The sequence below is a fragment of the Pseudomonas sp. Marseille-Q5117 genome, from assembly GCF_946901175.1.
Lineage (GTDB): Bacteria > Pseudomonadota > Gammaproteobacteria > Pseudomonadales > Pseudomonadaceae > Aquipseudomonas > Aquipseudomonas iranensis.
In genome coordinates this window covers 464,189-484,454 of sequence record NZ_CAMPPP010000001.1, presented here as the reverse complement: position 1 = coordinate 484,454, position 20,266 = coordinate 464,189, and the positions used below count along the sequence as shown (strand labels likewise).

Annotated in this window: 18 protein-coding genes; 11 read left to right on the top strand and 7 right to left on the bottom strand. The window is 62.5% G+C overall.

Going from position 1 to position 20,266, the window contains the following annotated elements:
* Positions 1–7 precede the first annotated feature (7 nt).
* The 4 genes from kdpB (at position 8) to OC605_RS02260 (ending at position 6,477) form a co-directional block, all read left to right on the top strand.
* Positions 8–2,065, top strand: coding sequence for a potassium-transporting ATPase subunit KdpB (gene kdpB / locus OC605_RS02275; RefSeq protein ID WP_262136197.1), 2,058 nt, complete (start codon positions 8–10; stop codon positions 2,063–2,065).
* 312 nt (positions 2,066–2,377) lie between these two features.
* Entirely contained in the window at positions 2,378–2,923 is a 546-nt protein-coding gene (gene kdpC / locus OC605_RS02270) for a potassium-transporting ATPase subunit KdpC (RefSeq protein ID WP_133339429.1), read from the top strand.
* Between the two features lie 155 nt (positions 2,924–3,078).
* Entirely contained in the window at positions 3,079–5,730 is a 2,652-nt protein-coding gene (locus OC605_RS02265) for a sensor histidine kinase (protein WP_186567853.1), read from the top strand.
* Between the two features lie 48 nt (positions 5,731–5,778).
* Complete coding sequence (locus OC605_RS02260; RefSeq protein WP_262136196.1) at positions 5,779–6,477, top strand: response regulator; 699 nt, start codon at positions 5,779–5,781, stop codon at positions 6,475–6,477.
* Positions 6,478–6,625: 148 nt separating this feature from the next.
* On the opposite strand, the gene OC605_RS02255 is transcribed toward OC605_RS02260, so the two are convergent.
* Positions 6,626–7,663: a patatin-like phospholipase family protein gene (locus tag OC605_RS02255; protein WP_186567855.1), complete on the bottom strand. Its 1,038-nt coding sequence runs from the start codon at positions 7,661–7,663 to the stop codon at positions 6,626–6,628.
* A 214-nt stretch (positions 7,664–7,877) separates the two neighbouring features.
* On the opposite strand from OC605_RS02255, the gene OC605_RS02250 reads away from it, so the two are divergent.
* The 3 genes from OC605_RS02250 (at position 7,878) to OC605_RS02240 (ending at position 10,061) form a co-directional block, all read left to right on the top strand.
* Positions 7,878–8,156, top strand: coding sequence for a hypothetical protein (locus OC605_RS02250; protein WP_016770894.1), 279 nt, complete (start codon positions 7,878–7,880; stop codon positions 8,154–8,156).
* A 112-nt stretch (positions 8,157–8,268) separates the two neighbouring features.
* Entirely contained in the window at positions 8,269–9,030 is a 762-nt protein-coding gene (locus tag OC605_RS02245; RefSeq protein ID WP_262136195.1) for a CHAD domain-containing protein, read from the top strand.
* A 236-nt stretch (positions 9,031–9,266) separates the two neighbouring features.
* Positions 9,267–10,061 carry an acyl-CoA thioesterase gene (locus OC605_RS02240; RefSeq protein WP_262136194.1) on the top strand — a complete coding sequence of 265 codons (795 nt, stop codon included), beginning with the start codon at positions 9,267–9,269 and terminating at the stop codon, positions 10,059–10,061.
* Position 10,062: 1 nt separating this feature from the next.
* Here the strand turns inward: OC605_RS02240 and OC605_RS02235 are convergent, their stop codons facing one another.
* The 3 genes from OC605_RS02235 to OC605_RS02225 all read right to left on the bottom strand — a co-directional run bounded on the left by OC605_RS02235 (position 10,063) and on the right by OC605_RS02225 (position 13,126).
* Positions 10,063–10,428: an Mpo1-like protein gene (locus tag OC605_RS02235; protein ID WP_041478386.1), complete on the bottom strand. Its 366-nt coding sequence runs from the start codon at positions 10,426–10,428 to the stop codon at positions 10,063–10,065.
* A 202-nt stretch (positions 10,429–10,630) separates the two neighbouring features.
* A complete protein-coding gene (locus OC605_RS02230; RefSeq protein ID WP_262136193.1) occupies positions 10,631–12,112 on the bottom strand; it encodes a methyl-accepting chemotaxis protein in 1,482 nt (493 codons plus the stop codon).
* 207 nt (positions 12,113–12,319) lie between these two features.
* Positions 12,320–13,126 carry a TatD family hydrolase gene (locus OC605_RS02225; protein ID WP_262136192.1) on the bottom strand — a complete coding sequence of 269 codons (807 nt, stop codon included), beginning with the start codon at positions 13,124–13,126 and terminating at the stop codon, positions 12,320–12,322.
* A 234-nt stretch (positions 13,127–13,360) separates the two neighbouring features.
* On the opposite strand from OC605_RS02225, the gene OC605_RS02220 reads away from it, so the two are divergent.
* The 3 genes from OC605_RS02220 to OC605_RS02210 all read left to right on the top strand — a co-directional run bounded on the left by OC605_RS02220 (position 13,361) and on the right by OC605_RS02210 (position 15,888).
* Entirely contained in the window at positions 13,361–14,782 is a 1,422-nt protein-coding gene (locus tag OC605_RS02220) for a transglycosylase SLT domain-containing protein (RefSeq protein WP_041478391.1), read from the top strand.
* Positions 14,783–14,895: 113 nt separating this feature from the next.
* The gene (locus OC605_RS02215; RefSeq protein WP_016770887.1) at positions 14,896–15,330 is read left to right on the top strand and encodes a DoxX family protein; all 435 of its coding nucleotides are present in this window, start codon (positions 14,896–14,898) and stop codon (positions 15,328–15,330) included.
* A gap of 249 nt (positions 15,331–15,579) precedes the next feature.
* Entirely contained in the window at positions 15,580–15,888 is a 309-nt protein-coding gene (locus OC605_RS02210; protein ID WP_110601549.1) for a class I SAM-dependent methyltransferase, read from the top strand.
* Positions 15,889–15,894: 6 nt separating this feature from the next.
* Here OC605_RS02210 and greB read toward each other — a convergent pair whose 3' ends face one another.
* The 3 genes from greB to OC605_RS02195 are packed head-to-tail and all read right to left on the bottom strand — an operon-like array spanning position 15,895 to position 19,614.
* Positions 15,895–16,392 (bottom strand): transcription elongation factor GreB, encoded by a 498-nt coding sequence (gene greB / locus OC605_RS02205; protein ID WP_016770885.1) that lies wholly within the window; start codon positions 16,390–16,392, stop codon positions 15,895–15,897.
* A 34-nt stretch (positions 16,393–16,426) separates the two neighbouring features.
* Positions 16,427–18,931: an ABC transporter permease gene (locus tag OC605_RS02200; protein WP_262136191.1), complete on the bottom strand. Its 2,505-nt coding sequence runs from the start codon at positions 18,929–18,931 to the stop codon at positions 16,427–16,429.
* The gene (locus OC605_RS02195; protein ID WP_016770883.1) at positions 18,931–19,614 is read right to left on the bottom strand and encodes an ABC transporter ATP-binding protein; all 684 of its coding nucleotides are present in this window, start codon (positions 19,612–19,614) and stop codon (positions 18,931–18,933) included. The genes OC605_RS02200 and OC605_RS02195 overlap by 1 nt, the downstream gene beginning before the upstream one ends.
* Positions 19,615–19,624: 10 nt before the next feature.
* Between OC605_RS02195 and OC605_RS02190 the strand changes: the two genes are divergently transcribed.
* The gene (locus OC605_RS02190) at positions 19,625–20,230 is read left to right on the top strand and encodes an arylesterase (RefSeq protein ID WP_122746659.1); all 606 of its coding nucleotides are present in this window, start codon (positions 19,625–19,627) and stop codon (positions 20,228–20,230) included.
* Positions 20,231–20,266: the final 36 nt, after the last annotated feature.

Sequence of the window (20,266 nt, the reverse complement as noted above, 5' to 3'; positions counted from 1 at the left end):
ATCCATCATGAATATGCCTGCAATCAAACCCGCCGCCGTCAAAGCGCCGGAACAAGCCAAAACCGCGATCTCGGCCCTGTGGCGCCCGGCGCTGGTGCAAGCCTTCGTCAAGCTCGACCCACGGCAGCTGGCCCGTTCGCCAGTGATGCTGGTGGTCGAACTGACGGCGATTTTCACCACCGTGCTGTGCTTCATTCCGGACGCTGATGTGCCGACCTTCGTCGCCGCACAAATCGCTCTGTGGCTGTGGTTCACCGTGCTGTTCGCCAACTTCGCCGAGGCCTTGGCCGAAGGTCGTGGCAAGGCCCGCGCCGACAGCCTCAAGGCCGGCAGCGAAGGCCTCAGCGCCCGTTGTCGCCAAGCCGATGGCACCTTCAAGATCGTGCCGGCTGCCAATCTGCGCAAGGGCGACGTGGTGCGTGTCGAAGCCGGGGAAATGATCCCCGGTGACGGCGAAGTCATCGAAGGTATTGCGGCGGTCAACGAAGCGGCGATTACCGGTGAATCAGCGCCAGTGATCCGCGAGTCCGGCGGCGACCGCTCGGCCGTCACCGGCAACACGCGGTTGGTGTCCGACTGGCTGCTGGTGAAGATCACCACCAACCCTGGTGAATCGACCCTCGACCGCATGATCGCCCTGGTCGAAGGCGCCAAGCGTCAGAAGACCCCGAACGAAGTCGCGCTGGATATCCTGCTGATCGGCCTGACCCTGATCTTTCTGCTGGTGGTCGTCACCCTGCAACCGTTCGCGCATTTTGCCAATGGCAGCCTGCCGCTGGTGTTCCTCGTGGCGTTATTGGTCACGCTGATTCCGACCACTATTGGCGGTCTGCTGTCGGCCATCGGTATCGCCGGGATGGATCGTCTGGTGCGCCTGAATGTGATCGCCAAGTCCGGCCGCGCGGTGGAAGCGGCGGGTGACGTGCACGTGCTGTTGCTCGACAAGACCGGCACCATCACCTTCGGCAACCGTCGTTGCAGCGCGGTGTATGCCGCGCCGGGTGTGAGCGGCCGTGAGCTGGCCGAAGGCGCGTTGTTTGCTTCGCTGGCCGACGAAACCGCTGAAGGCAAGTCGATCGTCGAGTTCCTCCGTGGCCTGCATCCGCAACCGGAGCCGGCCCCGGAAACCCTGACCGCCGTGCCGTTCAGCGCGGAAACCCGCTTGTCCGGCGTCGATTATCAGGGCCGCGTGTATCGCAAAGGGGCGGTGGATTCGCTGCTGGCGTTTCTCGGTCAGCAACGTAGCGATCTGGCCCCGGCACTGGCGCGGGAAATCGACAAGATCGCCCAGAGTGGCGGCACGCCGTTGCTGGTCTGTGCAGACGGTAAGTTGCTTGGCGCGATCCATCTCAAGGACGTGGTCAAACCAGGCATCCGCGAGCGTTTTGCCGAGTTGCGCAAACTGGGAATTCGCACGGTGATGGTCACCGGCGACAACCCGCTGACCGCTGCTGCGATCGCCGCTGAAGCCGGCGTCGATGATGTGCTAGCCGAAGCAACGCCGGAGAAAAAACTCGCGCGCATTCGTCACGAGCAAAACGACGGTCGCCTGGTCGCCATGTGCGGCGACGGCGCCAACGACGCCCCGGCGCTGGCCCAGGCAGACGTCGGCATGGCGATGAACGATGGCACGCAAGCGGCACGCGAAGCGGCGAACATGGTCGACCTCGACAGCGACCCTACCAAGCTGCTCGACGTAGTACAGATCGGCAAGGAATTGCTGGTGACCCGTGGCGCGCTGACGACCTTTTCCATCGCCAACGACATCGCCAAATACTTCGCGATTCTGCCGGCGCTGTTCGCTTCGATTTACCCGCAGTTGGGGGTGCTGAACATCATGCACTTGAGCAGTCCGCAGAGCGCGATTCTCTCGGCCATCGTCTTCAACGCTTTGATCATCGTTGTGCTGATTCCACTGGCATTGCGCGGCGTGCGCGTGCAGGCGGCGAGTGCGGCGGCGTTGCTGCGGCGCAATCTGCTGATCTATGGCGTCGGCGGGATTGTCGTGCCGTTCTTGGGGATCAAGGTGATCGACATGCTGCTTACGGCGTTGCATCTGGTGTAAGGCTGAAAAGAGCCCCTCACCCTAACCCTCTCCCAGAGGGAGAGGGGACTGACCGAGGTGTTTGCGAGAGGTACGCCGACTTGGGATACCGAGGTGAATGCGCGATTGGAAAGCCAATCACCGTAGGGGACTGACCGAGGTGTTTGTGCGAGGTTCGCCGACCTGAAATTCCGAGCCGAACTCAGGTTTTGAACAGCATGAAGATCGGCTCCCTTTCCCCCTCGCCCCCTTGGGGGAGAGGGCTGGGGTGAGGGGGAATGGATCTCCCTGACACCCGGCAAAAGTTTGTCCAACGAATTCGAGGATCTTGAAATGTCCACAATGATACGCCCGGCCCTGACCCTGTTGGCGCTGATGACCCTGATCACCGGCGTCGCCTATCCACTCGCGGTCACCGGCATCGCCCAGGTCGCTTTCCCGGCTCAGGCCAACGGCAGCCTGATCCACGACGCCGACGGCAAAGTCCGCGGCTCGGCGCTGATCGCCCAAGATTTCAGCGGCGACAACTGGTTCCACCCACGCCCGTCCGCCGGGGCTTATGCCACCGTCGCCAGCGGCGCCAGCAACCTCGCGCCGAGCAATCCGGCCCTCGCGACCCGCGTAATCGAAGACGCGCAGAAACAACAAGTCGCTGGGCAGGGGCCGGTGCCATTGGCCTTGCTGACCACCTCCGCCAGCGGTCTCGATCCGCACTTGCCACCGGCGGCAATTGCCTATCAACTGGCGCGTGTCGCGGCGGCGCGCAATCTGCCGGTGTCGACCTTGCAGCAATTGCTCGATAAGCACATCGAACAGCCGCTGGTGGGGCCGCCGGTGGTGAATGTGCTGGAGCTGAATCTGGCACTGCAAAACCTGTAATTCAGTTGATACCGATCGTTCCCACGCTCTGCGTGGGAATGCATCAATAGACGCTCTGCGTCTGCTTTTATGGGACGCAGAGCGTCCCGGGCTGCATTCCCACGCAGAGCGTGGGAACGATCATCAAACATCAGAAGAAAGAGAGCATCCCCAGCATGAGCGACTCCGGCCGCGCCGACGCATTGTTAGCAGACTTGCCCCGCGATGGCCGTGGCCGGCTCAAGGTTTTCCTCGGCGCCGCCCCCGGGGTCGGCAAGACCTACGCCATGCTCCAGGCCGCCCACACGCAACTGCGCCAGGGCGTAAAGGTCCTCGCAGGTGTGGTCGAAACCCATGGCCGCGCCGAAACCGAAGCCTTGCTCGGCGGCCTGCCGCAGCAGCCGTTGGTGCGCAGCGAATACCGTGGCGTGCTGCTTGAGGAAATGGACCTCGACGGCATTCTCGTCGCCAAGCCGAAACTTGTGCTGGTGGATGAACTGGCCCACAGCAACGCCCCCGGCAGTCGTCACGCCAAGCGCTGGCAAGACATTCAGGAACTGCTCGCCGCCGGCATCGACGTGTTCACCACGGTCAACGTCCAGCACCTGGAAAGCCTCAATGATCAGGTGCGCGGCATCACTGGCGTGCAGGTGCGCGAAACCCTGCCGGACTGGGTCCTGCAGGAAGCGTTCGAGCTGCTGCTGATCGACCTGCCGCCGCGCGAATTGCTCGAGCGTCTGCGCGAAGGCAAGGTCTACGTACCGGAGCAGGCCCGCGCCGCCATCGATGCATTTTTCACCCAAACCAATCTCACCGCACTGCGCGAACTGGCAATGCAGACCGCTGCCGCGCAGGTCGACAACGATCTGGCCCAGGGCTATCGCCAACTCGGTCAGGCCGCGCCGGCGGTGCGCGGGCGTTTGCTGGTCGGCATCGATGGCGATGCGCAGGCCGAACGGCTGGTGCGTCACGCCAGCCGCGTCGCCCAGCGCCGGCATCTGCCGTGGAGTCTGGTGCATGTCGACAACGGCAGTGCCCGTGACGAGCAATCGCGGTTGCGTTTGCAAAGCGCCCAGCAACTGGCCGAACGCCTCGGTGGCGAAGTGGTGCTGTTGCGGGCCGGGGAAGTGGCGAAAACCCTGATCCAACACGCCGCCGAGCGCCGCGCCAGTCTGCTATTGGTCGGCCAGTCGCGACCGCGCTTGCGCCGGCGATTGTTCGGCGGCGGTCTGGCGGCGCGCCTGCTGCGGCAGGCGCACGGTCTGGAAATCAACGTGCTCGACAGTGATCACGAGCAGCACCAACCGCGCCCGCGTAATTCAGTCACGCTGGTGTGGTTCGACTACGCGCTGGCGCTGGTCGCGACGTTGTTGGCCACGGCCTTGGCCTGGGCGGTGTCGAGTGTGTTGCCGCTGCCGAACATCTCGCTGGTGTTTCTCGCGGCGGTGTTGCTGGTGGCAGTGCGCAGCAGCCTCGGCCCGGCGCTGGCCTGTGCGGCGCTGTCGTTTCTCACCTACGATTTTCTATTCATCCCGCCGAATTTCTCTTTCAGCATTCAGCGCGAAGAAGACGTGCTGACGCTGCTGTTCTTCCTGTTGATGGCGGCCCTAACCGGCAACCTCGCGGCGCGTCAGCGGCGGCAATTACAGGCTTTGCGCGATACCCAGGAAGAGACCAGCGAATTGCTCGACCTGTCGCGCAAACTCACTGCCGCGACCGACCGCCAGGCCGTGATCAGCGCCGCCGCGCAGCACCTCGAAGGCTGGAGCGATGTGCAATTGTGCCTGCTCAACCGCGACGGCCAAGGCGGCTGGAAAGTCGAAACCGGCGGGCCACTGCAATTTACCGAGGCCGAACGCGCCGCCGCCGATTGGGCCTGGCAACACGATCAACCGGCGGGCAAGGGCACCGGTACCTTGCCGCTGGGGCGTTGGTGGTGGTGGCCGTTGTCGGTCGAGGACGGGCCGCTGGCGTTGCTTGGTGTTTGCGCCAAGGAAGGCCAGAGCTTGAGCGGTCAGCGCCGACGTTTGCTCACTGCGCTGAGCCAGCCGTTGGCGCAAGCCCTGGCCCGCGCGCAATTGGCCGATGACCTCGAAGCCGCGCGTCTGCACGGCGAAACCGAACAATTGCGCAGCGCCTTGCTGGCCTCGGTGTCCCACGATTTGCGCACGCCGCTGACGGCCATGCGCGGCAGCATCGACAGCCTGTTGGCCCTCGGCGAAGCGATCCCGCTGGAGGATCGCCGCGAGCTTCTTGAAGGCACCCGCGATGAGGCCGAACGCCTCGACCGCTACATCCAGAACCTGCTCGACATGACCCGCCTCGGCCACGGCGCCCTGAAGCTGGCGCGCGACTGGGTTTCGCCAGCCGATATCGTCGGCAGTTCGCTCAATCGCCTGCGCGCCGTGCTGGCGCCGCTGCAGGTCAGCACCGAAGTGCCGGCCGAGCTGCCGTTGCTGTATGTGCACGCGGCGCTGATCGAGCAGGCGCTGGTTAACGTGCTGGAGAACGCCGCGCGCTTTTCCCCCAGCCACGGTCGCCTGCAACTGCGCGCCGGCGCCGATGAGCAGGAGATTTTCTTTGCGGTCAGCGATGAAGGCCCGGGGATACCCGAAGAGGACCGAGCGAAGATTTTCGACATGTTCTACACCGCCGCGCGCGGTGATCGCGGCGGGCAGGGCACGGGGTTGGGGCTGGCGATCTGTCAGGGCATGGTCGGCGCCCACGGCGGGCGTATTTCCGTAGCTGACGGCATCGACGGGCGCGGCACCTGCATCACCTTGCACCTGCCGTTGCAGGCGCAGCCGGGGATGGACGGTGAAGCTTGAAGTCGACTGCGCTACTCTCTTGCCAATCTATTGTGTTGATGTGAATTCATGAGCCAGACCGCGACCATTTTGGTCATCGATGACGAACCGCAGATCCGCAAATTCCTGCGCATCAGCCTCGCTTCACAAGGCTACAAAGTGCTTGAAGCCGGCACCGGCGCTGAAGGCCTGGCACAAGCCGCGCTGAGCAAACCGGACCTGGTGGTGCTCGACCTCGGGTTGCCGGACATGGACGGTCAGCAGGTCCTGCGCGAGTTGCGCGAGTGGGCGAGCACGCCAGTGCTGGTGCTATCGGTGCGCGCCAGTGAAGGGCAGAAGGTTGAAGCGCTGGATGGCGGCGCCAATGACTACGTGACCAAACCTTTCGGCATTCAGGAGTTTCTCGCCCGGGTCCGCGCGTTGTTGCGTCAGGCACCGGCGGGGGGGGCGCAACAGGCAGCGCTGAGTTTCGGCCCTCTGACCGTGGATCTGGCCTATCGGCGGGTGCTGCTCGACGGCGCCGAAGTCGCCCTGACCCGCAAGGAGTATGCGGTGCTGGCGCAACTGGCGCGGCATCCGGGGCGGGTAATCACCCAGCAGCAGTTGCTCAAGGATATCTGGGGACCGACGCACACCGAGGACAGTCATTACCTGCGCATCGTGGTCGGGCATCTGCGGCAGAAACTGGCGGATGACCCGACCCGGCCACGGTTTATCGTGACTGAGGCGGGGGTTGGGTATCGGTTGTTGAGTGCTGATGGGTTGTAGTTTTGTGTTGTATGGTCGGGCGCCATCGCGGGCAAGCCCGCTCCCACATTGAGCTATGTATCACCCAGATTTCATTTCCCCCGAGAACCCTGTGGGAGCGGGCTTGCCCGCGATGAGGCCGGAACATTCACCCACAGCCTTCAGGTAATCAACCCTGCTCCTGCTCATACCGATCCAGCGTATCACTGGCAATCTCCCGCCCCAGCGCGATCAATTCCGGCGCCTTGTAGAACTCGAAAAACCGGCACACCCGCTTCGGCACGTTGATCAGGATATCCGGCGGATACCCGGCAATCTTGTACTGCGCCAGTGAGGTCTGCATCACCTCGAAACTCTGGTTGATCAAATCCAGCAGCGACGCCGGCCCGACGTTATCGATGATGAACGAACCGGTAGCGGATTTCGGTGCGCCTTCGCGTTCCGGGGCGGCGGCCGGTTGCTGGCTTTCCGGTTCGACGCCCTCGAGCCACGGATTGATCTCCGCCGCCTCGGCGCGCAAGGCTTCCTGTTCCAGCTTCAACAATTGCTCGGCCTGTTTACGCCGGAATGGCAACTTCGAACCCATGGATTTGATCAGACTGTCGAAGCGCGAACGGAACGCCGCTGGCCGCTCGATCACCGGCAACTTGTACTGGCGCTGGTTGGTGGCGTTGAGGTTGACCGCGATGATCAGATCGCAGTGGCTCGACACCACCGGAACGATCGGCAACGGATTGAGAATACCGCCGTCGACCAACATGCGATTGCCTTGCATCACCGGGGTGAACAGGCTGGGAATCGCCGCTGAAGCGCGCATTGCCTGATGCAGGCAGCCTTCCTGGAACCAGATCTCCTGTTGGTTGGTGAGGTCGGCGGCGACGGCGGTGTAGGGGATGCGCAGGTCTTCGATGTTGATCTCGCCGACGATCTTGCGGATCTGGCCGAAGACCTTTTCGCCGCGAATCGCCCCGAGGCGAAAACTCACGTCGACCAGACGCAGGACGTCGAGGTAGTCGAGACGCTCGATCCAGTTGCGGTATTCATCGAGTTTACCGGCGGCGTAGATCCCGCCGACCACCGCGCCCATCGAACACCCGGCGATGCAGGCGATTTCGTAACCGCGTTTCTCGATTTCTTCGATGACGCCGATATGGGCATAGCCCCGGGCGCCACCGGAGCCCAGCACCAGTGCGACACGCTTTTTCATCAAACTTCCTCCCGACAAGCCTGCACAATGCACGCATCGGCCAAGCGGCTCAATCGCCAAGGTCGTTGCGCGAAGCGGTGACGTCGTTTTTCGCTCGCGGCGCACGCTTGCGCGCTATGCTCTGCGCCACGTGGTTTGACCGGTCAGCGAGGCACTTTTTCGCCGCTTGACCGTCTTACCTGCACGACTGTTGACCTACCTTGAGGTGTGAGTGATGAAAGCCTGGATCTGTGTACCGTTGATGGCTCTGGTTCTGGCCGGTTGCGCCGGCAAAACCGCGTACCGCGACAGCTGCGGCAGCCAACTCGACGCGGCCTGGCACGAACTGGACCTGGCCAAGGCTGAAGGCTTCGCCGGCACCGTCAGCTATTCCAAAGCGCTGTCGCTGCTGACCGCCGCCAAGACCCAGCAACAATTCGAAGGCTTTGAAGGCTGCAGCAAGAAAGCCGAAAAAGCCCGCTTCTACATCCGCGAATCCCGCGCAGGACGTTAAAAAAGCAGCTGCAAGTTTCTAGCTGCAAGCGGCAAGCTCAAAGCGACCCCATTCAGCTTGCCGCTTGAAGCTTGCAGCTTGCAACTTGAAGCTGTCTACGGAGTAGACCCCCATGATCGATCGCTTGGTGGCTCATGTTTTGAGCCTGGATGTGCGGCTGCTGGCATGTCAGGCGCGCTTGACTGCGCGCACTGATCCCGAGGCGTTGCATGATTTGCGCACTACGGTGCGGCGCTTGCGCAGTCTGTTGCGGCCGTTGCGCGGCTTGCCGGGTGTCGAGCAACTGGAGGCGGCGGCGTCTGCGGTGGGCGATCTGACCACACCCTGGCGCGATCGGGAAGTGTTGGCGGCATATCTGCTCGAGCATGATCAACCCGAGGCTGCGCAGCGGCGTCTGGCGCAAATGGCCGAGGCATATCCGGCGCTGGCGGCGAGTGCGGAACTGGCTTCGTTGCTGATGATTCTCGACGCATTTCCACGGTTTCTGCGCGCGTCCCAGCGTCAGGGGCTGCTCAAGGATCTGGATAAACGCATTGAAAAACGCTTGGGCAAGCAATGGCAAAAGCTCGACGCGGCGCTGCACGATCCCGCCCATGACCGCCATCGTCTGCGCCTGCTGATCAAGCGCGTACGCTATGGCATCGAAGCCTATCCCGAGCTGGATCGCTTGCCGAAACCGGCTTACAAACGCCTGAAATCCGCGCAAGGCGCACTGGGCGACTGGCACGATTGCTGGCAATGGCTGGCCCGCGCCGAGCAGGAAGCCGATCTGCAACCCTGCGTGGCCACCTGGCAGGCCGGGTTGATCAAGGCAGAGCTGAAGGCCGATCAAGTGCTGGAAAAACTCAGCGTGACCTGTTTCAAACACTCCTGAAGATGGCTCTGTTCCCCTGTGGGAGCGAGCCTGCTCGCGAAGAGGCCGTGTCAGTCGCAATCGTTGTCGACTGATCGACCGCTTTCGCGAGCAGGCTCGCTCCCACAAGGTGATTTGTCGCTTGAAGGAATCGCGCCAAGGCCTATCTGTCAGCCCATTTGACCGGAATAGACGCTGCGCCGCGGCCCCGGGCTGGGTAAGATCCGCGCATTCCTTTCTCGTTTTCCGAGGTTGTCATGCGCTTTTGCGATCTGCTCGATGCTGTCCGCCAACAACCTGAAGTGACCATCCCCGCCGAATGGGGGCAGGGCCGTGCCAGTTTTGGCGGGCTGGTGGCTGCGCTGCAATTTGAAGCCATGCGCGCCAGGGTGCCGACGGAGCGCCCGGTGCGTTCGCTGGCAATTACCTTTGTCGGCCCGGTCGAACCGGAAGTGCCGGTGAGTTTCGAAGTGGACGTGCTGCGTGAAGGCAAAGCCGTTAGCCAGGTGTTGGGTCGCGCCATGCAGAATGGCCAAGTGGTGACGATCATTCAGGGCAGCTTCGGTGCCTCGCGGCCTTCGGAAGTCGCCGTCGAAGCCTATCCGGCGCCCACGATGAAACACTGGGACGAATGCCAGGAGCTGCCCTGCATCAAAGGCGTGACCCCGGAATTCATGCGCCATCTGGCGATGCGCTGGAGCGTCGGCGGCATTCCGTTCTCCGGCACGGCCTCGCGCTTGATGGGCGGCTGGGTGCGGTTGCGTGGGGATGTCAAAGAGGAGCCGGTCAACGAGGCGCATCTGCTGGCGCTGGTGGATGCCTGGCCGCCGGCGCTGTTGCCGTATCTGAAGAAACCGGCACCGGGTAGCACGCTGACCTGGACCATCGAATTCGTGCAGCCGTTACACTCCTTGAGCACGCTGGACTGGTGCCAATACCTGGCCGACATCGAATACGCAGCCGACGGCTACGGCCATGTCGCCGCGAAGTTGTGGAGTGCGAAGGGGGAGTTGATTGCCATGAGTCGGCAGACCGTGACGATCTTCGCCTGACTCAATGCCGACGGTGACGCTCACGCCAGGCGCGCCACCAGCCACCGCTGAGAAAGAACCGCGGAAAGGTCAGAAACTGCTCGACCAGCAAACGTGACACGGCATCTTTGCGATCACTGAACGGCTCGGAGGCTTGCGCCTCCAGGCCGTGGCCGTGGCGCTGCAGACCCAGCGCCGCGACGATACCGATCACGCCGATGGCGACGCTGGCCAGGCTCAGGCTGAACACCCCCGACACGATCAGCAGAAACGCCACGATGAACAACGGCACGGCAATCAGGTGCAGGACCAGATTGGTCGGATGCTGATGATTGCCCGGGTAAGCGCGCCATTGCCACGCGGGAAGGTTGGGGTGACGTTTGCCCATGTTTGCTACTCCTCGATCCATGTTGAACACATGCTTGAAGAATAGGCCCGGGCGCGGAGGGCGGCGAATCAAGGTTGGCTATTGAAGTGATAGCCGTCATCGCAGGATTCGATGTAGATGCCTCTGACGCCTTCGCGAGCAGGCTCGCTCCCACATTGATTCAATGGTGCATGTGGGAGCGAGCCTGCTCGCGAAAGCGGACTCACAATTTCAACTGACCTATCGCCTTGTTCAACTCTCCGGCCAATGTCGCCAGCTCATTACTGGTCGTCGCCGAATCCACCGTCTGCTGCACGGTGTTCTCGGTCACGTCACGAATACTCACCACGGCGCGATTCATATCCTCGGCAACCTGACTCTGCTGTTCCGCCGCCACGGCAATCTGTGTGTTGCTTTCGCGCATCTGCGCCACCGCTCCGGTGATTTCCGCCAGCGCCGCGCCAGCCTCCTGCGCCTGCTGCACGCAGTCGTCGGCCTTGTACGAACTCTCCTGCATGAAATCCACCGCATCGCGGGTGCCGGCCTGCAACGCGGCGATCATGCCGGTGATCTCGTCGGTGGACGCCTGCACGCGCTTGGCGAGGTTGCGCACTTCATCGGCGACCACGGCAAAGCCGCGACCCATCTCCCCGGCGCGGGCCGCTTCGATGGCCGCATTCAGCGCGAGCAGATTGGTCTGTTCGGCAATGCTGTGAATCACGCTGACCACGCCGTTGATCTTCTGACTGTCCTCGGCCAGGCGTTGAATCATTTCTGCCGTCTGCTGCACGCCGCTGGACAGCCCGGCAATCGACTGCTGCACCCGCGCCACCACCTGCTGACCGCTGCCGGCGAGGCCATCGGCGGTTTTCGACAGGTCACGAGTAGCGCCGGCGTGTTGCGCGATGTGATAAACGGTGGCGGTCATTTCGTTGATTGCGGTGGCAGCCTGGTCGGTTTCGCTTTGCTGGCCGAGCATGCCGTGGCGCACATCATTCATGCTCGAGGCCAGCCGCGCAGCACCGTCATCCAGTTGTCGCGCGGTGCTGGCAACGGTGCTCACGACGCGCTGATAACCGGCCTGCATGGCGTTGAAGGCATTGGCCATCTGCCCGACTTCGTCCTTGCCTGCCAGCGGCACGCGAGCGGAGAGGTCGCCGGTTTTTTCAACGTGCAGCATCACGTCTTTCAACGTGTTGAGCTGGCTGAGCAGAAAGCGGATCAGCAGTTGCGAAGCGCCGAGCATTGCCAGCATCAGGACGAAGACCGCCAGCGCATAGTTGGCGAAACGCTCGCTGAACACCTGGCTCAGGCTCGGGGCATAGGCGATGACCGCCACTTGCTCACCGTCGGCACGGCTGAACACTTCGGCGCCCAGCAACGGGTCGTCACCGAACAGTGGCATTTCATTGATGGCATTCCAGCCGTTGCTGCCGCTGATTTCCAGCAACGGTTGATCATTGAGACGCGGCGCTTCACCGCGCTTGAAGGTCAGCACCTGAGCGGACTTGGGCAACGCTTGCCCGGTCGGCCAAGCCTTGAGCAACTGCGCCTGCGCCTGCGCGGATGCCTGCGCGGCATGACTGCGGGCCTGTTGTTCGAGGTGCACGGCGTACAGTACGAGCAGCAGGGTGGTGACAAAGGCGACCGCATTGACCGCCCAGAATTTGTATTTCAGCGAGATGTTGCTAAGCCAGGCACCCATGGAGGTCTTCTCTGATAGCGGAAACAGTATTGGCAAGGTGCCATTATTGTGCCGCTATGCAGATTCGGGAGTTTTGATATGAATCAACAGATGCCGAGATCTATTGTGGGAGCGAGCCTGCTCGCGAAAGCGCTGCGTCATTCAGCCCATTTGTAGCTGATCCACCGCCTTCGCGAGCAGGCTCGCTCCCACAGGGGACGTGTGCAGTCAGGGGAGAATGGGGAGTTTGAAAAACGCCCGGGCACACGCAGTGGTATGTGCGGCCAGCGCTTCCTCGGTCTCGCCGCGATGCAACGCCACTTCGCGCAGCACTTCGGTCAGATACGCCGGTTCGTTGCGACCGTTTTTCGGCTTCGGCCGCAACGTGCGCGGGAGCAGATACGGCGCGTCGCTTTCCAGCATCAGCCGTCCCGCTTTGATCTCTTTGACCAGCGGATGCAGATGCGTGCCCCGGCGCTCGTCGCAGATCCAGCCGGTGATGCCGATGTGCAGATCCAGATCGAGGTAGCTGAACAAGGCCTTTTGCTCGCCAGTGAAACAGTGCACCACCGCCGCCGGCAGTTGATCGCGGAAATCCTTGAGAACCTCCAGCAGGCGCTGGCTGGCATCGCGCTCGTGCAGGAACACCGGCAATTGCAGCTCGACGGCCAGCGCCAGGTGTTCTTCGAGAACCTTTTCCTGTTGCGGGCGCGGGGAGAAATCGCGGTTGAAATCCAGCCCGCATTCGCCCACCGCGACGACGCTGGATTCGTTCAACAGACTGCGCAGGCGACGAGCACTGTCAGCGTTCCAGTCGCTGGCCGAATGCGGGTGGATACCGGCGGTGGCGAACAGCCGTTGGCCACTTTCATCCAGTTGCTGGCACAGTTCCAGCGCCTGCTCGCTGCCCTCGACGCTGGTGCCGGTCAGCACCAATTGGCAGACGCCGGCGGCATAGGCGCGGTCGAGCACGACCTGGTGTTTGTCGGCGAAACTGGGGTTGGTCAGGTTGACGCCGATATCGATGAGTTGCATGGTGCTACCTCGGGCCGAAGGCCGGAAAGCATATCAGAGCTGTAGATTTATAAGAAAAGCCAAGAACTACAAAGACTTATGGCTGTCTGTTGAGGCCGCGAAGAACTCCGGGGTGGCGACGATGCCATCACTGTGCCAGTCTCTCGCACTTTATCAGCGCTCAAAGCGCTCTGTTTTCGTCGGTGATGTCGTCTTTTTTGCGACGAATTGCCCCGTATTCTTTTCGGAGAGTGGATGCATCGTCCCTCGGTTCTGCTGCTGTTGTGTGCTGCGTTGCTGCTGCCGATGACGGCGGTCGCGCGCCTGCCCGGGCCGCTGCAAGCCGTGCCGGCGAGCAAGGTTCGCGACCTCTCGGACATTCGCAGCAGCCGCGTGTTGCGGGTGTTGGTCAATCAGAGCCGCAACAGCTCCGGCGAGGTCCAGGGCCAAGCCATCGGTGTCGAGTACCACCGACTGCGCGCGTTCGAGCAATACCTCAATGGCCATGCTCGTGACGGCCAGGAAGTCACCCTCAAGATCATTCCCAAAGCCAAGGATCAATTGCTCGGCGCCTTGCAGCGCGGCGAAGGCGATATGGTCGCGCCCGGTGAATTGCTCGATCTGCCATCTGGCTACGCGGTGGCCAGCAGTGAGCCGATTGCCAGCAACGTGCCGCTGGTGCTGGTCGGCATCAAGGGCCAGCGCCGTTACACCAAGGTCGAGCAACTGTCCGGCAAAACCCTGGCGCTGCCCACCGGTAGTGCGGCGGGGGAGGTGGTCAGTCAGCTCAATCAGAAACTGGCGCTGCACAAACTCGCGCCGATCAACATCGAATGGGTCGATCCGACGCTGGCGGTCGAAGATGTGCTGGAAATGGTCCAGGGCGGCATTTTCCACCTGACCATCGTCGAGCAACCGATTGCCGAGCGTTGGGGCAAGATCCTGCCGAAGCTGCGACTTGATCGGCAACTGAGCCTCGGCGAGCCGGGCGAGGAGCATTGGTTCGTGCGGCGCGATGCGTCGATGTTGCGCGCGAGCATCGATCGCTTCCTCACCGGTTACAAGAGACCGTCGGACGAAGACGCCGCGTTCCTGCGCATCTATCGACGCCTGTATCAGGTGCACAATCCGCTGGCCAAGGCCGATCGCCAGCGTCTGGAAAAACTCCGTCCGACCCTGCAGAAGCATGCCGACGCGCAAAACATGGACTGGCTCAATCTGGCGGCGCTGGCGTTCAAGGAATCGCGTCTGCAGCCCAACGCTCGCAGCGGCAGCGGCCCGACCGGGCTGATGCAGATCACCCCGTCCGCCGCGCAGCGGGTCGGCGTGAGCAATATCCAGAATCTCGATGCGAATGTGCAGGCCGGCGCCAAGTACCTGGCGATGATCCGCCGCAAGTTCTTCAGCAGCCCGAAACTCAACGAGCGTGAGCGCATGGCCTTCACCCTCGCCGCGTACAACATCGGCCCCGAGCGCGTGCAGGGCATGCGCGCCGAAGCCCGCCGCCGCGGCCTCAATCCCAACCAGTGGTTCTTCCAGGTCGAGCGCATCGCCATGGAGCAGGTGGGGATGGGCGCCGTCAGCTATGTTAATAGCGTGAACAAGTATTACCTGGCATTCGACCGGGAGCGTGAGTCGCTCGAGCCCCGACAGCAGAAAGTGGTCACACGGAAATAATCTAACAATTCGATTGTTATAGCGAAATTTTTGCGCTTTAAACATGAAATAAACTGATTAATATAGCGACCAACCCAAACACACAAACACTTCTGCACAACAAGGAATGCACCATGAGCTCTCTGATCAACAAGGTTCTGTTCACCCGCGCCGGTTACGGCCTGACTGTCCTGCGCATTGCTGTCGGCGTGATCTTCGCCGCCCACGGTTCGCAGAAACTCTTTGGTCTGTTCGGTGGTTACGGCCTGGCCGGCACCGCGCAATGGATGGAAAGCATCGGCCTGACCCCCGGCTATCTGATGGCCTCGCTGGCTGGCGGTACCGAGTTCTTCGCCGGTCTGGCGCTGATCATCGGCCTGCTGGCACGCCCGGCGGCACTTGGTCTGGCGTTCCTCTCGCTGGTTGCGATCTTCTCCGTGCACATCGGCAACGGTCTGTTCATGGCCAACAACGGTTATGAGTTTGCTCTGGCTCTGCTGGCCGGCAGCATCGCGGTACTGATCGAAGGTGCCGGCAAGCTCTCGGCGGATCGCGCCATCGCCGGTTGAAGGCTCTGGCTCAAGGCAAAGGCCCGCATTGTGCGGGCCTTTTTTTGTTGCGGGGGATTCTTGACACTGGTCGGTCACGTTCTCTAGGATGTTGCCCATGCGCCGATTTAAACAGCTACTTGCGGGGCGCCAGGTGACTTCTACAGTTACCGTCAGAAGCCGGAACAGGGCTTCGAAATACCGCTAAAGCGCTGGTTCGGTGTTGCCTCTCACCTGCCATGCAGACTTTTGAGGCAGAGACACGACACGATGAACGCACTACGCCCTCCAGCACGTCCCGCGCCGATCACGGCACATGTCACCCAGCGCAACCCGAAAATTCTTCTTGGCGGTAAACACCAGCCGACGCTGTTGCGTTATCTCGATGGCTGGCCACGTCGCAGCGGCGGTCCTGCCGCGTTCCTGATCCAGTTTGTCGATGACGGCGAGTCGCTGGCGCGTTTCGCTACGGACAGTTTCGATCTGGCGGTGATTCAGGCGCCGAGCGCAGTAGATGCGCCGGAGATGATCAAGCAACTCACCCGCGTTGCACGGCAGGGCCTGATCACTCGGCGCTGATTGGTCTTACGGATATTCGATCGCCACGATATACACGAACTGCTCGCCGGTCGGCGTCTGCACCCGCACTTCTGCGTCGAGTGCCTTACCGATCAGCGCGCGGGCCAGCGGCGAGTCGATACTGATCAAGCCGAGTTTGAGGTCCAGTTCATCGGGGCCGACGATGCGGTAGCGCGACTGCTTGCCGTCCTCGTCTTCGATGGTTACCCAGGCGCCGAAATACACCTTGTTCGGGTCGCTGGGTTTTTCGCTGACCACCTTGAGCGCTTCCAGACGTTTGGTGAGAAAGCGCACGCGGCTGTCGATTTCGCGCAGCATCTTCTTGCCGTAGGTGTATTCGGCGTTTTCCGAACGATCACCCTGCGCCGCCGCTTCACTCACCGCCTGGGTGACCTGCGGGCGACGCACATGCCACAACTCATGGAATTCGGCGCGCATCCGCGCTTCACCCTCGGGGGTGATCAGCGCGGTGCCGGCGGTGCGGGGAGGGCGATAACGACTCATGGCGACTTCTTGTGATTAAGACCGCTTGAGTCTATCAACCCTCGCGCAACACTGTCAGCGGGCTGGCGTTCAGCGCCCGGCGAGTGCCGAACACACCGGCGCCACCAATCAGCACGGCGCCAATCAACGGCAGCACCAGCAGCCATGGATGCGGATGCCATGGCAGATCGAAGGCGAAGCGGTACAGCACCAGACTGACCACCTCCGAACCGATCGCCGCGAGCAGACCGCTGACCGCACCCAACAAACCGAATTCGATACGCCGCGCCTTGATCAGCAACTGCCGCTCGGCACCCAGCGCGCGCAACAGCGCCCCTTGGCGAATGCGCTCATCCAGCGTCGCTTGCAGACCGGAGAACAGCACCGCCATCCCCGCAGCCAGAACAAACAACAACACATATTCCACCGCCAGGGTGACCTGAGCGAGGATGCTGCGCAGCTGTTCGAGCAACGCTTCGACCTGCAGGATGGTCACCGCCGGGAAGGTCCGCGACAACTCGACAATCTGCTGATCATGCCCCGGCGCCAGATAGAAACTGGTCAGGTAGGTCGCCGGCAGATCCTTCAAGGTGCCGGGCTGGAAGATCATGAAGAAGTTCGGCTGGAAGTTGTCCCAGTTGATCTCGCGCAGGCTGGTGACCTTCGCTTCGCGATTGACCCCGCCGACGCTGAACACCATGTGATCGCCGAGTTTGAGTTTCAGGCTTTCGGCCACCTTGCCTTCCACCGAAACCCCCGGCACGTCGTCGGACGGCTGGCCGCTCCACCACGAGCCGGCGGTGAGCTTGTTGCCGGCCGGCAGATCCGCCGCCCAGGTCAGGCTCAAGTCACGCTGGATGGCGCGGTCGCCGGCCGAGTCCTTGCTGACAATCTGTTGTACCGCTTCGCCATTGATGCTGATCAACCGACCCGGCACCACTGGATACAACGGCGCCGCTTGCGCCGACACCTTGATCAGGTGATCGGCGAAAGCCTGTTTGTCCGCCGGGAGGATATTCAGCGCGAAGTAGTTCGGCGCGTTTTTCGGTAGCTGGTTTTGCCAAGTGTCGAGCAGTTCGCCGCGCAGCAGTGCGATCAGCGCCATCGACAGCAGGATCAGACCGAACGCCAGCGACTGCCCGGCCGCCGCCAATGGATGCCGCAACAACTGGCCAAGGCCCAGACGCCATGGCAACGAAGCGCGGGCGAGCATGCGGCGCAGGCTTTGCAGCAGCAACAACAGCAGGCCGCCCAGCACCAGCGCGGCGACCACGCCGCCGCCAAGCAGGGCGAAGGTCAGCAGCAGGTCGAGGCTCAGACGCCACATGATCAGGCCCAGCGCACCCAGCGCCGCGCCGTAGACCATCCATGTGCTCGAGGGGATCGGCAGCATGTCGCGGCGCAACACCCGCAGCGGCGGCACGCGACCCAGTGCAGCCAATGGCGGCAAGGCAAAACCGGCCAGCGCCACCAGCCCGGTGCCAATCCCGGCCATCGCCGGAAACAGGCCACCCGGTGGCACGTCACTTGGCAGCAAATCATGCAGCAGGGCGAACAGACCCAGTTGCGCCAGCCAGCCGAGCAGGGCGCCACTGATGGCGGCAATCAGGCCGAGCACGGTCAGTTGCAGGCTGAACAGCACCATGGTTTCTCGGCGCGACAAGCCGAGGCAGCGCAGCAAGGCACTGGCGTCGAAACGCCGACTGGCGAAACGGTTGGCTGACAGCGCCACGGCTACGCCAGCCAGCAATACCGCAACCAGACTGGCCATGTTCAGGTAGCGCTCGGCCTTGCCCAGCGCGCCGCCAATCTGTCGGTTGCCGTCGCGGGCATCCTGGATTCGCTGGTTTGCAGCGAGGCCTGGTTTGATCAATTCACGATAGGTTTCCAGCGTCTGCGGTTCGCCGCGCCAGAGCTCGCGGTAACTCACCCGGCTGCCGGGTTGCACCACACCGGTGGCGGTGAGGTCGTCAAGATTGATCAGTACCCGTGGCGTCAGGCTGTAGAAGTTGCCAGCGCGATCCGGCTCGTAGGTCAGCACGCGGGTCAGCTTCAAGGTCTTCATGCCGACGTCGATGCTGTCGCCGATCTTCAGATCCAGCGCGGTCAACAGACGTGCCTCGACCCAGGCTTCACCGGGTTGCGGTTCGCCGCCGACTTCTTCCTGGGCAAAGGGTGCGGGCGCGCTCTTCAGCTCGCCACGCAGTGGATAGGCGCGGTCGACGGCTTTGATGCTGGATAACTGAATGCCGTTGTCGGTGGCAATGACGCTGGAAAACTCCACCACTTGTGCATGATTGAGGCGCAGTTCGGTGCCGCTGCGGATTTGCTCCTCGCGGGCCGGCGAGCTGCCTTCAAGGACCAGATCGGCACCGAGAAACTCGGTAGCGCGCAGCATCATTGCGCCGTTGAGGCGGGCGCCGAAGTAGCCGATCGCGGTGCTCGCCGCGACGGCCACCACCAGCGCAAAGAACAACACGCGCAACTCACCGGCGCGGGCATCGCGCATGAGCTGGCGCAGGGCAAGGCTGAACAGACGCAACAGCGGCAGACGTGCCATCAAGGCTCCAGAGGGGCGACCAGCAGCCCTGCTTCAAGACGGATCAGGCGCCGGCAGCGATGGGCCAGGCGTTCGTCGTGGGTCACCAGCACCAGGGTGGTGCCGCGTTCCTTGTTCAATTCGAACAGCAAGTCGCTGATGCGCTCGCCGGTGTGGCTGTCGAGGTTGCCGGTCGGCTCGTCGGCGAACAGCACGTCCGGTTCGGCCGCGAAGGCGCGGGCGATGGCCACGCGCTGCTGTTCACCACCGGAGAGCTGGCGCGGCGAGTGGGTCAGGCGCTGCCCGAGGCCGACGCGCTGAAGCAATTGCGTGGCGCGCTCGCGGGCATCTTTGCGGCCGTCGAGCTCAAGCGGCAGCATGACGTTCTCCAGCGCATTCAGGCTGTCGAGCAACTGAAATGACTGGAAGACAAACCCGACGTGCTCGGCACGGATTCGTGCGCGCTGGTCTTCGTCGAGATTGCTCAGGCCCTGGCCGGCGAGGGTGACTTCGCCGCTGCTCGGCAGGTCGAGGCCGGCGAGCAGGCCGAGGAGGGTGGATTTGCCGGAACCGGACGCGCCGACGATGGCCAGGCTGTCGCCCTTGTTCAGTTCCAGGCTGAGTTCGTGCAGGATAGTCAGTTCACCTTCCGCGCTAGGGACCACTTTGCTGAGGTTCTTCGCGGTGAGAATGCTTGCGCCCATGGAGAATCCGATGCGTGTATGGTTTTTGAGTGCTGGCCTGGCCTTGATGTGCATGGCCCAGAACGCAGCGGCGGGGACTGTCCTGATCGTTGGCGATAGTATCAGCGCCGGTTTCGGCCTGGATACCCGTCTGGGGTGGGTGTCGCTGCTCGAGCAGCGGCTCAAACAGGAGGGTTTCGACGATAAAGTGGTCAACGCCTCGATCAGTGGCGACACCAGTGCCGGAGGCCAGGCGCGGCTGCCGGCGCTGCTTGCAGAGCATAAGCCGGAGTTGGTGATCCTCGAGCTGGGTGGCAATGACGGCCTGCGCGGGATGCCGCCAACGCAATTGCAACAAAATCTTGCCTCGATGATCGACAGCTCGCGGCAGAGCGGCGCGAAAGTGCTGCTGCTCGGCATGCAGTTGCCACCCAATTATGGCAAGCGCTACACCGATTCGTTCGCCGAGGTTTACGGCAAGCTCGCCGAAGAGAAAAACATCCCGTTGGTGCCGTTTTTTCTCGAAGGTGTCGGTGGTCATCCGGACCTGATGCAGGCCGACGGTCTGCACCCGGCGGCCGGTGCTCAGAGCAAGTTGCTGGAAAATGTCTGGCCGACGCTAAAACCGCTGTTATGAGGCTTTTCTAGAGGCAGGCTTTCGGCTAATGTGGCG

Bases quoted from the DNA above. Each gene is read 5' to 3' on its own strand.
- OC605_RS02190 (WP_122746659.1), top strand. From the start codon at position 19,625: ATGCGTGTATGGTTTTTGAGTGCTGGCCTGGCCTTGATGTGCATGGCC.
- greB (WP_016770885.1), bottom strand. From the start codon at position 16,392: ATGAGTCGTTATCGCCCTCCCCGCACCGCCGGCACCGCGCTGATCACC.
- kdpB (WP_262136197.1), top strand. From the start codon at position 8: ATGAATATGCCTGCAATCAAACCCGCCGCCGTCAAAGCGCCGGAACAA.
- OC605_RS02195 (WP_016770883.1), bottom strand. From the start codon at position 19,614: ATGGGCGCAAGCATTCTCACCGCGAAGAACCTCAGCAAAGTGGTCCCT.
- OC605_RS02255 (WP_186567855.1), bottom strand. From the start codon at position 7,663: ATGAAAAAGCGTGTCGCACTGGTGCTGGGCTCCGGTGGCGCCCGGGGC.
- OC605_RS02260 (WP_262136196.1), top strand. From the start codon at position 5,779: ATGAGCCAGACCGCGACCATTTTGGTCATCGATGACGAACCGCAGATC.
- OC605_RS02265 (WP_186567853.1), top strand. From the start codon at position 3,079: ATGAGCGACTCCGGCCGCGCCGACGCATTGTTAGCAGACTTGCCCCGC.
- OC605_RS02210 (WP_110601549.1), top strand. From the start codon at position 15,580: ATGAACGCACTACGCCCTCCAGCACGTCCCGCGCCGATCACGGCACAT.
- OC605_RS02225 (WP_262136192.1), bottom strand. From the start codon at position 13,126: ATGCAACTCATCGATATCGGCGTCAACCTGACCAACCCCAGTTTCGCC.
- OC605_RS02240 (WP_262136194.1), top strand. From the start codon at position 9,267: ATGCGCTTTTGCGATCTGCTCGATGCTGTCCGCCAACAACCTGAAGTG.
- kdpC (WP_133339429.1), top strand. From the start codon at position 2,378: ATGTCCACAATGATACGCCCGGCCCTGACCCTGTTGGCGCTGATGACC.
- OC605_RS02220 (WP_041478391.1), top strand. From the start codon at position 13,361: ATGCATCGTCCCTCGGTTCTGCTGCTGTTGTGTGCTGCGTTGCTGCTG.
- OC605_RS02215 (WP_016770887.1), top strand. From the start codon at position 14,896: ATGAGCTCTCTGATCAACAAGGTTCTGTTCACCCGCGCCGGTTACGGC.
- OC605_RS02245 (WP_262136195.1), top strand. From the start codon at position 8,269: ATGATCGATCGCTTGGTGGCTCATGTTTTGAGCCTGGATGTGCGGCTG.
- OC605_RS02235 (WP_041478386.1), bottom strand. From the start codon at position 10,428: ATGGGCAAACGTCACCCCAACCTTCCCGCGTGGCAATGGCGCGCTTAC.
- OC605_RS02200 (WP_262136191.1), bottom strand. From the start codon at position 18,931: ATGGCACGTCTGCCGCTGTTGCGTCTGTTCAGCCTTGCCCTGCGCCAG.
- OC605_RS02250 (WP_016770894.1), top strand. From the start codon at position 7,878: ATGAAAGCCTGGATCTGTGTACCGTTGATGGCTCTGGTTCTGGCCGGT.
- OC605_RS02230 (WP_262136193.1), bottom strand. From the start codon at position 12,112: ATGGGTGCCTGGCTTAGCAACATCTCGCTGAAATACAAATTCTGGGCG.